Annotated in this window: 12 protein-coding genes and 2 pseudogenes; 11 read left to right on the top strand and 3 right to left on the bottom strand. The window is 33.0% G+C overall.

The window, feature by feature from the left end:
* The first annotated feature begins 12 nt into the window (after positions 1-12).
* The 4 genes from BLV40_RS10890 to BLV40_RS10875 all read left to right on the top strand — a co-directional run bounded on the left by BLV40_RS10890 (position 13) and on the right by BLV40_RS10875 (position 4,477).
* Positions 13-849, top strand: a complete 837-nt coding sequence (locus tag BLV40_RS10890) for an endonuclease I family protein (protein WP_026591045.1) — start codon at positions 13-15, stop codon at positions 847-849.
* A 238-nt stretch (positions 850-1,087) separates the two neighbouring features.
* On the top strand, positions 1,088-2,728 hold the full coding sequence (locus BLV40_RS10885; protein WP_090689761.1) for a M3 family metallopeptidase: 1,641 nt from the start codon (positions 1,088-1,090) through the stop codon (positions 2,726-2,728).
* A gap of 44 nt (positions 2,729-2,772) precedes the next feature.
* Positions 2,773-3,525 carry a WecB/TagA/CpsF family glycosyltransferase gene (locus BLV40_RS10880; protein WP_090689760.1) on the top strand — a complete coding sequence of 251 codons (753 nt, stop codon included), beginning with the start codon at positions 2,773-2,775 and terminating at the stop codon, positions 3,523-3,525.
* A 127-nt stretch (positions 3,526-3,652) separates the two neighbouring features.
* On the top strand, positions 3,653-4,477 hold the full coding sequence (locus BLV40_RS10875) for a VanW family protein (RefSeq protein WP_090689757.1): 825 nt from the start codon (positions 3,653-3,655) through the stop codon (positions 4,475-4,477).
* Between the two features lie 135 nt (positions 4,478-4,612).
* Here BLV40_RS10875 and BLV40_RS10870 read toward each other — a convergent pair whose 3' ends face one another.
* Entirely contained in the window at positions 4,613-5,029 is a 417-nt protein-coding gene (locus tag BLV40_RS10870; protein ID WP_090690033.1) for a hypothetical protein, read from the bottom strand.
* 10 nt (positions 5,030-5,039) lie between these two features.
* Between BLV40_RS10870 and BLV40_RS10865 the strand changes: the two are divergent.
* Positions 5,040-5,954: pseudogene (locus tag BLV40_RS10865) on the top strand (HAMP domain-containing sensor histidine kinase); the annotation flags it as partial.
* A 27-nt stretch (positions 5,955-5,981) separates the two neighbouring features.
* Here BLV40_RS10865 and BLV40_RS27975 read toward each other — a convergent pair.
* Positions 5,982-6,115 (bottom strand): annotated as a pseudogene (locus tag BLV40_RS27975) (IS1595 family transposase); the annotation flags it as partial.
* Positions 6,116-6,592: 477 nt separating this feature from the next.
* On the opposite strand from BLV40_RS27975, the gene BLV40_RS10860 reads away from it, so the two are divergent.
* From BLV40_RS10860 to BLV40_RS10835, 6 genes are all read left to right on the top strand, one after another.
* Complete coding sequence (locus tag BLV40_RS10860; protein ID WP_003198028.1) at positions 6,593-7,021, top strand: cell wall hydrolase; 429 nt, start codon at positions 6,593-6,595, stop codon at positions 7,019-7,021.
* A 290-nt stretch (positions 7,022-7,311) separates the two neighbouring features.
* Positions 7,312-7,806, top strand: coding sequence for a transglycosylase SLT domain-containing protein (locus BLV40_RS10855; protein WP_090689751.1), 495 nt, complete (start codon positions 7,312-7,314; stop codon positions 7,804-7,806).
* A 100-nt stretch (positions 7,807-7,906) separates the two neighbouring features.
* Positions 7,907-9,706 carry a Xaa-Pro dipeptidyl-peptidase gene (locus tag BLV40_RS10850; RefSeq protein ID WP_090689749.1) on the top strand — a complete coding sequence of 600 codons (1,800 nt, stop codon included), beginning with the start codon at positions 7,907-7,909 and terminating at the stop codon, positions 9,704-9,706.
* Between the two features lie 234 nt (positions 9,707-9,940).
* On the top strand, positions 9,941-10,171 hold the full coding sequence (locus tag BLV40_RS10845; RefSeq protein WP_026591036.1) for a hypothetical protein: 231 nt from the start codon (positions 9,941-9,943) through the stop codon (positions 10,169-10,171).
* Positions 10,172-10,627: 456 nt separating this feature from the next.
* Complete coding sequence (locus BLV40_RS10840) at positions 10,628-11,101, top strand: ankyrin repeat domain-containing protein (protein WP_026591035.1); 474 nt, start codon at positions 10,628-10,630, stop codon at positions 11,099-11,101.
* 40 nt (positions 11,102-11,141) lie between these two features.
* Positions 11,142-11,741 carry a DJ-1/PfpI family protein gene (locus tag BLV40_RS10835; protein ID WP_090690030.1) on the top strand — a complete coding sequence of 200 codons (600 nt, stop codon included), beginning with the start codon at positions 11,142-11,144 and terminating at the stop codon, positions 11,739-11,741.
* Positions 11,742-11,815: 74 nt separating this feature from the next.
* Here the strand turns inward: BLV40_RS10835 and BLV40_RS10830 are convergent, their stop codons facing one another.
* Complete coding sequence (locus tag BLV40_RS10830) at positions 11,816-12,742, bottom strand: aldo/keto reductase (protein ID WP_090689746.1); 927 nt, start codon at positions 12,740-12,742, stop codon at positions 11,816-11,818.
* Positions 12,743-12,812 lie beyond the last annotated feature (70 nt).

Below are 12,812 nucleotides of genomic sequence, written 5' to 3'. Positions count from 1 at the left end.
GGATATGTGTATATGGTGTTCCGAAATACAAAACTTGCTATTTTTACTATTTCTTCATTATTTATTCTAGGTTCTTCATCTTTATCGTTTACAGATACCGTATATGGTGAAGGCACTTCTTCGACTTCAAAAGTAAATCAAGGTGTAGCGGCAGCGAATTATGATGATACATATTATAATAGCGCGAAGGGGAAAACGGGAGTAGAATTGAAAAAGGAACTTCATAATATTATTGATAATCATACAAAGATATCCTACAGTGCAGTTTGGGATGCACTAAGAGATACTGATGAAGATCCAAATAATAAAAATAATGTGCTCCTTTTATATACAGGACGTTCACAAGGGAAATTCACGAATGGTTCAGGGGTTGATAATTGGAACCGAGAGCATGTTTGGGCAAAATCTCACGGTGATTTTGGAACGGCTGCAGGTCCTGGAACTGACCTTCATCATTTAAGAGCTACGGATGTATCAGTCAATAGTTCACGTGGGAATTTGGATTTTGATAATGGCGGTGTGAATCATTCAGAAGCGACAGAGTGTAAATACGATAAAGATTCTTGGGAACCTCGTGATAGTGTGAAAGGCGATATTGCTAGAATGTTATTTTACATGGCTGTTCGTTATGAAGGAGATAGCGGTGAAGTAGATTTAGAACTTAATGAAAAAGTAAATAACAATAAAGATCCATATATGGGGAAATTATCAGTCTTACTAAAATGGAATGAACAAGACCCTGTTGATGATTTTGAGCGAAAACGTAATGAAATAATCTATACAAAGTATCAACATAACCGAAATCCATTTGTAGATCATCCTGAATGGGTAAATGAAATTTGGAAATAAATCAATTTTTTGTATAAATATCTTTGTCAAAGTAAGGGGATTGATTAGTATGATCAATCCCTTTTTATGTTACAACAATGGACATGTACAAGATTGGTATGGAGAGATTTGTAAGATTACTGGCGGAGTCTCCTTTGAAAAGTTGGAATATTGAAAGATATGAAAATTATATTAATTCATATATAATTAGCTAATGAAGGCAGTATTGTAACTATTTGTAAAAGTAGGAGGCTATAACATGAATCAAATAATTGATCACCCAACGAATTGGGATTTGAAAAGGCTATATCCTGAAGAACAAGACCCTATGTTATCTACAGAAATAGAGAAAATAGAGCAATTAATAGAAACATATAAAGAAAATCGAGACCCAGCAATTCTTTCGAAAATTATACAAAATATCGAAAAGGCAGAGTATTACTTTTATTGCCTTTCTACTGAACAAACAGATGAAGCGACTACTGCTTTCCCCCACACAAAAATAAATACTTTGAAAACAGAAGTTCATATATTACTACAAGAATCGAATCATGAAAAAAGTAACTTCCTCGAAAATCAAAATATCAACTTTATAGAAAATGAATTAAAAGCTTGGGAAGATATGTACATACAATTACGAAATAAATTAGAAATACATAATAATAATGAAATATTCTCATTTGGAAAAGCAAACTATCTTGCGATGAATGCTGAAACTCATCATGAAAGATTATCGGTATTTTCTTCTCTTACAGAGGCATTGGAAAAGGAGGAAGCGGTATTTGCTAGCGTGCTAAATCATATGGGCAGATTGCGTAATCTAAAAAGTAACCTCTTACAAGAAAAAGAGGTATTGTCACAATCCCTTCAATCAAACGGGATTTCTAAAAATGCATTATTGGAAATGTGGAATGCCATTGAAGGAAATCTTGAAAAGTTATCGAGTGTTTTAGATTTTTATAGAAATAGTAAAGAAACACTTACATGGCATAAACTTATGACATCAGAAGAAAATGAACAGATTGAAATTCCTTTTTCAATAGCGATCGAGAATATTTATGATGCCTTAAAGGAAATTGATGAAGAACTAGCACAATTTGCAAAGTGCGCTATTATGAATGAATGGGTAGATGCTGAGCCACGAGATAATAAGCCTCCTAGTGGGTTTTGCGCTCCTTTCTTAAGTGAAGGAGAGTCTCGAATTTCATTACGGTATGATGGAACAATTGATAGTGTAAGAATATTAGCACATGAATTAGGACATGCATGGCATTTTTATGTAATGAGCGATGAGCAGTCTACCGCATTTTTGGATGATTACCTTCCAATGAGTATGGCTGAATCAGCATCCATATTCTTTGAAATGGTACTTGTAGATTATTTAGTTAAAACAGCAGAAAGTGAAGAACTGAGAAAATCATTACTTAGCTGGAAAATCAGAAACAGCTTTAATTATGTAATGGCCATTCGAGCTTCTTTTCAATTTGAGCAAACATTTTATGAAGAAATTCATAAGGGACCTTTAAGTGCGGATGAATTAGAGAAATTATCTGTACTCACACAAAAAGCAGCTTATGGAAATTCTCTAACTCAATATCAACCTTTTGTTTGGATGAAATATGGCCAATTTTATTCAGCGAATGTTCCTTTTTACAACTATCCATATACATTTGGTTATCTACTAAGTTTAGGATTATTAGAAATGGCAAAACAAGATGGTGGTGAGTTTCATTCCAAATATAAAAAATTCTTGTGTGAGACTGGAAAGCGCCCAGTCGAAGAGTTGGTGAAACAATACTTTGACATTGACCTTGCGGATAATGAGTTTTGGGAGAAATCATTGCTTCAAATAAATAAGGATATTGATGAGTATTTACAGCGTGTAAAAGAGAAAGTTTAAGCCATTTATTATAAGAAAACACGTAGGGGAAGTGTATGTAAGAAATGGAACAACAGTACATAAAAGGTATACCATTTTGTAGCTTAGAGTATAAGAGAGTAATAGACTTATTAAAAAATTGGTTATCTGAAAAGGAAAATAAACCAAAGTTTATTGTTACAGCGAATCCTGAAATTGTGATGTCGGCCAAACAAACTTCAGCGGAATCTGTACATTTCAAAAACATTTTACTATCTGCGGATTTAATAACAGCAGATGGAATAGGTGTGATACTCGGTTCGAAAATTTTAAAAGGAACATTGAAAGAGCGTGTTACAGGTGCAGATTTAACGCATGACTTAATAGAGTATTGTAATCAAGAGGGGTACCGTGTATTTCTTTTCGGTGCTGCACCAGAAAGTAATGAGAAAGCGTTAGAAAATTTAAAAATGCGCTTTCCACATGCTATTTTTGAAGGACAACATGGCTTTGCCAAAAATGAGCAGATAGAAGAAGTCAAACTTCACATTCAAAAATTTGAACCACACTTACTATTGGTAGGGTTAGGATCTCCTAAGCAAGAAGTATTCATTTATGAAAATCTTCAAAGGTTAAACGTACCTTTATCTATTGGTATTGGAGGTATGATTGATATTTTATCCGGCACGGTAAAACGAGCTCCAAAACTAATGAGGGATACTGGTACAGAATGGTTATATAGATTAGTAACACAGCCTAAAAGAATAAAACGACAGTTGATCCTTCCGAAATTTTTAGTATCCGTTATGGCTGAGAGAGTCCGGAAAAGTGTTCATTAACTTTTTCTGATAGAAACTTCATCTATAATCGAGAAGAGCTAAACGATCAATGAGAAAGATCGGTATTATTGGAGCAATGTAAATTGAAATATACAGATTAAGAATATGTAAAGGAGCTCGACTCTCAATGGCAAGAAAATTATTAACGCAAAGATTTCCTTTTTTAATTCCTATTAGAATTAGACAACGTAGGCTATTTAAAAAAATAAGTGACCGTCTTGAAGGGCATAAATTTTCAAAAACATTTGAGCGAAATCCATTACCTTACAGGATTTATAAACATAAATCTTTGCTTATTAGAAAGTTAGGTGATACGGATATACAGCTGCAATATAACAAAATCACCAATTTAAGGTTAGCTATCTGTAAAATAAACCAGGTAGTAATTAGACCGGGAGAAACATTTTCATTTTGGCATCTTGTTGGTAATTCTAATGAAAAGGCTGGATATAAAGAAGGAATTATTCTAATGAATGGCGAAGCGATAAAGGGAATAGGCGGTGGTCTCTGTCAGTTAGGGAATCTTCTCTACTGGATGTTTCTTCATTCAGAGTTGGAAACAGTGGAAAGATATCGTCATAGTTTCGACCCATTCCCTGACTACGGACGTGTAATTCCATTTGGAACAGGTGCCACTTTGATGAATGGTATTATTGATCTCAAATTGAGAAACAATTCAAATATTACCTATCAAGTCAATCTACATCTTGACGAAGAATATATATACGGAGAAATTAGGGCATCTCAGTATCCTCCATATAAGTATTCTATCGTTGAAGAAGATCATTGTTTTGTAAAAAAAATAGATAGTCAAGTATACAGACAAAATAAAGTTTATAAAAAAATAGTTGATCGTGTCACAGGTAACTTAGTTGACAAAGAACTAGTCTTGGAAAATGATTGTTTAGTAAAATATGAAGTAGATGATGAGAAAGTTGTAGGTTCTGTATAGACAAAGATTTTCACTTATCTAAAGATATTTGAAAAAACGGCGTAAATAATTTAAAATAAAATCTTTCAAGGTAAAAAAATAAAGAAAAAGATTCCATAAAACAATGTTTTATGGAATCTTTTTCTTTATAAGTAATTATGATTTTACTTTTAAATGCTTCAATAAACGTTCCGGATGACCTTGTACATAATAAAAGTGTGGATTATTTTCATCATCATAAATCATGATATAAGGTTTTTCGTTAAGTGGAAGGAGTACAAGTACTTCATCTATTGTTGTATGAATCCATTGATTTGTAATGGTAACCGGTTTAGATAAAGGGACTTTTATCATATGGCCAGTTTTAGGGACAACGTTTAGGTTTTTAAATGCTCCAGTAATGGATTTGGCATACTGTATTGCCTCTTTTTGAATTTCTATGTCTAGGGATTGTTTTTGCACGACCATCTCCTTTTGACAATCAAAAACTTCGATTTGTTTATTTGTTTCTGCGAAAACATTTGCGGATAATAAAAGTGAAAACAGAAAAATGAATCCTATTTTTTTTAACATGAAACAACACCTCATATTTACTATTCCCTCAAATAATATATATATTTTTGGATTTGCAATATTTCTTGTCATTGTACTTGTTTGGATATTATCAAAAACGATTACAACACCGCTAAAAGAATTAAGCGATGTTGCAGAAGATATTTCCAATCTAGAATTTAAGAAAACAAAAGTGAAAACAAACGATGAAATTGGCGATTTAGCCAATAGTATTAATATTATGAGTGATAAATTATATGAAGCTCATCAGGATTTAACGAATAGAAATGAAAAATTGAAGCGATTTATGGGGGATATTACCCATGAATTAAAAACACCTATAGCTTTAGTAAAGGCGTACTCTATAGGGATTAAAGATGGTCTTGATGATGGGACATACTTAGATACAATTATTAAACAAACTGATCAAATTTCAAATTTAATAGAAGAGTTATTACGTTTTTCGAAATTAGAACGAGACCCATTACAAAAAGAAGAGGTACGGATAGAACCGCTTATTAAAAATATAATTGATAAACATGAAATTGGATTCCAAGCTAAGGATATACATTTACAAATGGATTGTCGCGCGAGAGATGCGATTATTTATGCAGATTCGGATAAAATGAAAATGGTATTTAATAATTTAATTTCAAATGCAATAAAATATACAACAAATCAAAATATCAAGATTGTGTTTGAAGAAAGAAATAGTTATGTATATTTTAGTATTCAAAACGGAATTGATCCTGAAGTAAGTACAGATATCGGAAAAATTTGGGAGCCATTTTATGTATTAGATACCTCACGCAATAAAGAAATATCAGGAAATAGATTAGGACTAGCGATTGTAAAGAGCATTTTAGAACGACATGGTTTTGATTATGGTGTTTCCATTATAAAAGAGGAAATACAATTTTTTATGTATATAGAAAAGAGGGAGTAAATTGAGTGAGGTAAAAAACATAATGAATTAATCAAACGTTACATGATTGGATTTTTGACACGTTGAAATAACTCGTTTATCAAATGCTAAATCCTTCTCTAATTCAAGCCAACGGAACCAATAGAGATAGAGTTGTCTAAGTAATAAGTGCCTACACCTTCAAGTAACTATAAAGGTTTTATTGACCATATCTACTTTTATTTATTAAATTTGTTTGATTCATAATGGACAATCTAATTTTTGTGCTTATTTAGAATAAAGTAATCTATAATCCTCAATTTGGAGGGATAAAACTTGAGACCGTATGTAGAGCATCATCATAACCTTACACTTTTATGTTCTAATATATGTAGCCATTGCTTTTCTCTTCCACCATCAGTAAAAAATATTTGTCTTTCGGGATGTATGAAAAATTGTTTTACACAGCATTTTTATCATATATCTCATATCTGGAGATAATCCCAGTAAAAAGTACAGAAACAAATTGTTACTGTACTTTTAATATTTTTTATAAGCATTTGCCCCAACTTATCCTTATTTTTATACCGAGCCGACAACATCCCAACCTATATTATACAGGTCATTATCCTGACCAATAAACAATGCTATAAAGAGAAAAATATAATGGAGGTGGAGTTATGGGAGTTGTTAACGCTACAGATGCAGATATTGCACTTTTAGCAAGATTACTCAGAGCAGAAGCCGAAGGAGAAGGAACTCAGGGTATGTTACTCGTTGGAAATGTAGGAATTAACCGACTAAGAGCAAATTGCTCTGACTTTAAAAATCTTCGTACCATTAGACAAATGATTTTCCAAGAACATGCATTTGAAGCTGTTACGCATGGATATTTCTATCAAAGAGCAAGAGAAAGTGAAAAACGTTTAGCTCGTCGAGTTATCAATGGAGAGAGGTACTGGCCTGGGAAATTTAGTTTGTGGTATTTTAGGCCACCAGGCGATTGTCCTCAACAATGGTATAATCAGCCCTTTGTAGGACGTTATAAAAAACACTGTTTTTTTCAACCAACGGCCGCAACTTGTGAGCAAGTTTATAACACATTTTAAACACTGATAAAAGGCTGTAATTACAGAAAAAACAATTGAAAAAATGAACTGTATCTTATAAAGTGGACCGTTTAATAAAAAGACCTTTAGAAATTAAGCACTTAAAAGATGGTTCCGGTACAATACCGGAACCATCTTTTTTGAGTTTCCACGATTCAAGGTACAGTTCAGATTACTTTCGTAAGCTCTTTTTATTTATAAAAATTTTATTCTGTCAAATAGATGTCACATGAACATTTTATAGTATAGGTATACCCGAATTAAGCATAAACGATATAGGAGATGAATCTATGAAACAATTATTAAAATATATAGTAGCAATTTGTACGTTAACACTTTTATGCTATGCCGCTTATATGAAGTATGAAAAACAAAAAGAAATTGAAAATAATAAATTAGTAATTACTGAAATCTCGAAGCAATACGGTGTACCAGAATGGATTCCACTTGCAATTGCTGATCATGAAACAAAATTTAATCGAAAAGCTGTTGGAGATAAAGGGACATCTTTTGGGCTATTTCAGTTACATCGAGGCGGATTAGCACCTGCACAATTTTCAGAAGAGAACTTAAAAGATGCAAAAACGAATGCAACTATAGCGATCTCGCATATGGTGAGTTCATATAAACGCGGAGTAAACAAGGGGTTAACAGAATTAGCGCTTTTGAAATATGTCGCCAATACATCAGGGTGGCCTGGAAATTTAGGAGAAGATTGGACAGATAATAACACGCAATATAATGTTGGGTTAGAGAAATCATATAAGCTATATAAGAAAGATTAAAATATTACAAATTTCTCAAGTTTTCGCTCTTTTATAAACTGAATTTTCTGTCATTTTATTGTATAGTGAAGGGATAGAAGAATATAAAGGGGGAAGGGATTTGAAGAAAAAACAGTTTATAATTGCGCTTTCGACAATGTTTTCTTTAACACTTACATCAGGTATTTCTAGTATTACAGTACATGCAGAAAAGAACGAAGAGAGTTCGATAAAATTTTCTTCGCTACCGTTAAATGGTAAAGTGCCAGAAACAATAGCCCAGTCGACCAGAATTGAGTTGGAAAATGGAATGACGAAACCTATTTATTCAGTTGATGAGGCGATTGTAGAAAATTTATTTGTAGAAACTGAGATTGATAGTGACCGAGATGGGAAGCAGGATCGTGTGTCGATAAAAGTAATGCGACCGAAAACAGAACTAGATGTGAAAGTTCCCGTTATTTATGAAATGAGTCCTTACCGGTCGGGAATAAAAGATGTACCGGTTTATAATGTTGATGAAGAATTACATCTTACTGGAGGCAAACCTTATGCAGGACCAGCCAATCTCGGTTCATATGGAAATTACTATGTTCCTCGTGGATATGCGGTTATTTTAGGAGAAAGTATTGGTACTGGAAAATCAGACGGATGCCCAACAACTGGTGACGAACAAGAAATACTTGGCACAAAATCTGTCATTGATTGGGTAAATGGAAGAGCAAAAGCATTCACAGAAGATGGTAAGGAAATAAAAGCAGATTGGTCTACAGGAAATGTTGGAATGACAGGTGCATCTTATAATGGAACATTGCCGAATGCTGTTGCAACAACAGGAGTTGAAGGGTTAAAAACAATTATTCCAATTGCGGCAATTAGTAGCTGGTATGATTATTACCGTGCAAATGGGGCAGTTGTTGCACCAGGTGGTTACCAAGGTGAAGATACAGATAATATGGCAGAAGCAGTGCTAACACGAGAGAATCCTGAAGTTTGTCAAAAAATTACGAAAGAGCTAACTGATGGACAAGACCGAAAAACGGGAGATTATAATGATTTTTGGGACAAGCGTAACTACGTGAAGGATGCTAAAAACATAAAGGCAAGTGTATTTATTGTACATGGTTTAAATGATTGGAATGTAAAGACAAAACAGTTTTCAGGGTGGTGGGAAGCTCTTGGAGAAAATAATGTTCCTCGTAAAATGTGGTTACATCAAGGGGGACATGGTGGAACATCAAGTAATAACTGGCAGCAAACACAAAATAAATGGTTCGATTATTGGTTATACGGAATTGAAAATGGAATTATGAACGAACCGATGGTAGATGTACAACGAGAAAATAAAACGTGGCAAAAACTAGAAAATTGGCCAGACCCTGCAGCGGCTCCGTCTAAAATACGTATGCTTTTAAGTAATAAAGTAGTAGATTTACCGCTTCGAATGGGGGCGGTACAACAAGTGTCCTCATTATTAGATGATGCAAAAATAAAATCGAATCAATTAGTAGCAAATCCAGAATTAGAATCACCAAATCGGTTAGTATATGTAATGCCTAAGCTTGAAAAAGAAATGAGAATAAGTGGTACACCAAAAATTTCATTTAAGGGTAGTATTGATCGCCCCGTATCAAACTTAACTGCATTGCTTGTTGATTATGGTGGTGTAAAACCTGAAATTGTGACGAGAGGATGGATGGATCCACAAAACTTAAATGGAATAAACTCCTCAGAACTAATTATACCAGGAAAAGATTACTCATTTACATGGGACATGCAGCCGGATGATTATGTATTCCAAGCTGGGCATCAAATAGGAGTCGTATTAATTGCAAGTGACTATGACTATACGATTCGTCCAAAAGCAGGGACGAAACTTACGGTGAAATTAAGTGAATTAACATTGCCAATCGTAAAATAGAAGGAAGCCTCCGAATGTGGAGGCTTTTTTGTACTAAAAAAGGAAGGGATCTTAACATGAAATTGCCAAAAGGGTGTTATAAAGGGAATGGAAGAAGCGAAGGGAGTAGCTTTAACTAAAACATCATGCCTTAGTTATATGCTATTTTGAAATAATAACAGATTTATTATATAATATTTTCGTATTAATAATCGATAATTGTAATTTTAAAAATAAGGAGAATGTAATATCCCTATGAAAGATGTAGATTTTATACTAGAAAGTGATGAAACATTAAAGCCATCTGAACGATTAGTATTATTACTATTAGAAAAACATAGAATTTTATATACAAATGATCTGCTAGCACTATCTAATTTATCATATAAAACATTAACAGATTCATTAACCGATCTCGTAGTAAAATCATATGTATTAAAGGAGACAGGAAAGGGAAGAAAGCAAAATTGCTATAGGTTAATGTAAAGCCTATTACATTTATAAAAAAATATAAAACTAATGATTTTTCAAATGAAATATAAAAATGATTTTTATATTTCATTTGAAAATATAATTCGAATAGAAAAATATCAATGAGTGTTTTTATAGTAAACTCATTAACTATTTTCTTATTTGTAAAAATATATTCGAATTTTAAAAATGAAATAAATGCACTAAAACACGGATATTTTTGTATTTTTTATATAAAAACGTTTAATTATTTTATGTAAAAATAATTTAATTGAATCCTGAACGGTTCATTCTAAAAATGGGCCGTTTTTTTATTGTGAAAATATTTTTTAATACGATAACTTGAAAATTAAATTAACATTTATAATATTATTATGTAAACTACTCTATGGTAAAAAGGAATTCTCCATGTCCAATAGAATTATTTCATAGTTAGGAAATAAAATGAATCTATGTAAGGGGAAGATAACGATGAATCCAATTATAGCAATTACAAATGCTGTAATGAATGGAGAACTAGAGAAGGTAGTGGAATTAATAAATGAAGATCAAAATCTGGTGCATGTTTATAGTGAAGATGGCTGGACACCACTGCATTTAGCAGCTTATTTTGGTCATAAGGAAATTGCGAGTTTTCTCTTGAAAAAGGGAACTAATTTACATGTGAAAGCGAAGAATCAAAATGAAAATACATCTTTGCAAGCAGCGATTGCAAACAAGAAAATCGAAATGGCTACATTTTTAATTGAGCAGGGGGCAGATGTTAACGCTGTACAAAGTGGCGGTTGGACAGGACTTCACGAAGCGGCTTTATTAGGCGATGAAAAAATAGTAGCATTACTTATTGAAAATGGAGCAGATAAAAGTATTAAGAAAAATGATGGTAAAACAGCATATGATATCGCATTAGAAAAGGGATATCAGCATCTTCTACATCTTGTATAAAGAAAATTTAAAAAATACATATAAAAAAGGAAGAGATTATATGATAAACCACTGGCATGTGGGAATTTTTTTGTTTGATGAAGTAGAAGTATTGGATTTTACGGGACCATTTGAAGTTTTTTCGGTTACAACAGAAGCAAATGGAGTTCATCCGTTCACTGTTCATACCGTCAGCCAAGAGGGCCAAATAATAACAGCGAGAAATGGCTTGAAAGTACAACCGGATTTTAGTATTAAAAATTTACCACCAGTTGATATTTTAATCATTCCGGGTGGATTAGGCGTTAGGGAATATGAAATGAAAAATGAGATTATTATAAGTTGGATCAGGCAGCAAATGAAAGAAGTAAAGTTAATGGCTTCTGTATGTACAGGGGCACTACTTCTTGCGAAAGCAGGTTTACTTGATTCAAGGAAGGCGACTACACATTGGGCGAGTATTGAAAGATTTAGAAATGAATTTCCAACTGTAGAAGTATTAGAGAATGTAAAGTTTGTTGATGAAGGACACATTATTACTTCTGGAGGAATTTCGGCCGGAATTAATATGTCATTTCATATAGTAAAAAATTTATTAGGGGTAGAAATTGCAGAAGCAACAGCAAAAAGAATGGAATATGATATTGAGCTGCGCAATTAGCTGAATATGAAAATCTTATGGAGGTAATAGGATAAAAAAGATCAGTAACAATGAATTGCTACTGATTTTTTTGTTTAAAGCTCTAGTATATATGCTAACTCTTCTTCTAATAGAAGTGGTCGTACAGAAGCAGCTGCATTTTCGGTGGCTTGATGAGCGGTTTTTGCTCCTGGAATAGCAACAGATACTGCAGGGTGTGATAGTACATAACGAAGAGCCACCTGTCCTAAAGTTCGGTTAGGATTTGAAAGAGATCTCAATTGTTCAACTTTTTGTAAATCATCTTGAAACCATGTTTCTTTTGGCCAATCTTGTCGTAAATCACCATCAGGAAATGTTGTTTGGTCAGTAAACTTTCCAGTTAATATCCCCATTTTTAATGGTCCACGAATGACAGCTCCTAAATTTTTCTCTTGTAAGTAAGGCAAAATATCATTTTCAGGTGCTCGGTTAAGTATGCTGTAGTCAAGTTGTACAACATCAATTTCACCGTATTGATTAAAATTTTTTATATATTGTAAATCATGGGTTGAAACACCAACAGCTCTTACTTTGCCATCACGCTTTAAAATTTCAAATGCGCGAAGAAATGCTTCTGTTTCTTCTTTTTTATCCCACCAAATATGACAAAAATAAACATCAATGTAATCTGTTTGCAGGCGAAGTAAGCTAGTTTCGAATACTGCAATTATTTTTTCTGCTGTATCATAGACAGGTTCTCTATCAGGATCATAGTGATGACCAATTAAACCTCCTTTTGTGGAAAGGACAATATCATTTCGATGTTTTTTTATTACTTGTGCCACTAATTTTTCACTATGTCCTAATCCATACACATCAGCAGTATCGAAAAAATTTACTCCATGCTCTATTGCTGTTTTCATAGCAGCAATAGAATGTTCATCATTGACAGGTCCCCATTCATCACCGCCTATTGCCCATGCTCCAAATCCAATTTCAGAAACAGTTAAACCGGTTTTTCCTAAGTCGCGGTATTTCATTTGTTTACCTCCTTAATAAAAGGAATTACTAATAAATTATTCACTGAAAAAGCAAATGTGTTTATGAGAT

Origin of the sequence: Bacillus sp. 166amftsu, assembly GCF_900107445.1 — a bacterium.
Lineage (GTDB): Bacteria > Bacillota > Bacilli > Bacillales > Bacillaceae_G > Bacillus_A > Bacillus_A arachidis.
The sequence above is the reverse complement of the archived record's forward strand: the minus strand, read 5'-3'. Positions and strand labels throughout refer to the sequence as shown.

Excerpts from the sequence above, each read along its gene's own strand:
- BLV40_RS10890 (WP_026591045.1), top strand. The coding sequence starts at position 13 with ATGGTGTTCCGAAATACAAAACTTGCTATTTTTACTATTTCTTCATTA.
- BLV40_RS10885 (WP_090689761.1), top strand. The coding sequence starts at position 1,088 with ATGAATCAAATAATTGATCACCCAACGAATTGGGATTTGAAAAGGCTA.
- BLV40_RS10880 (WP_090689760.1), top strand. The coding sequence starts at position 2,773 with ATGGAACAACAGTACATAAAAGGTATACCATTTTGTAGCTTAGAGTAT.
- BLV40_RS10875 (WP_090689757.1), top strand. The coding sequence starts at position 3,653 with ATGGCAAGAAAATTATTAACGCAAAGATTTCCTTTTTTAATTCCTATT.
- BLV40_RS10870 (WP_090690033.1), bottom strand. The coding sequence starts at position 5,029 with ATGTTAAAAAAAATAGGATTCATTTTTCTGTTTTCACTTTTATTATCC.
- BLV40_RS10860 (WP_003198028.1), top strand. The coding sequence starts at position 6,593 with ATGGGAGTTGTTAACGCTACAGATGCAGATATTGCACTTTTAGCAAGA.
- BLV40_RS10855 (WP_090689751.1), top strand. The coding sequence starts at position 7,312 with ATGAAACAATTATTAAAATATATAGTAGCAATTTGTACGTTAACACTT.
- BLV40_RS10845 (WP_026591036.1), top strand. The coding sequence starts at position 9,941 with ATGAAAGATGTAGATTTTATACTAGAAAGTGATGAAACATTAAAGCCA.
- BLV40_RS10840 (WP_026591035.1), top strand. The coding sequence starts at position 10,628 with ATGAATCCAATTATAGCAATTACAAATGCTGTAATGAATGGAGAACTA.
- BLV40_RS10835 (WP_090690030.1), top strand. The coding sequence starts at position 11,142 with ATGATAAACCACTGGCATGTGGGAATTTTTTTGTTTGATGAAGTAGAA.
- BLV40_RS10830 (WP_090689746.1), bottom strand. The coding sequence starts at position 12,742 with ATGAAATACCGCGACTTAGGAAAAACCGGTTTAACTGTTTCTGAAATT.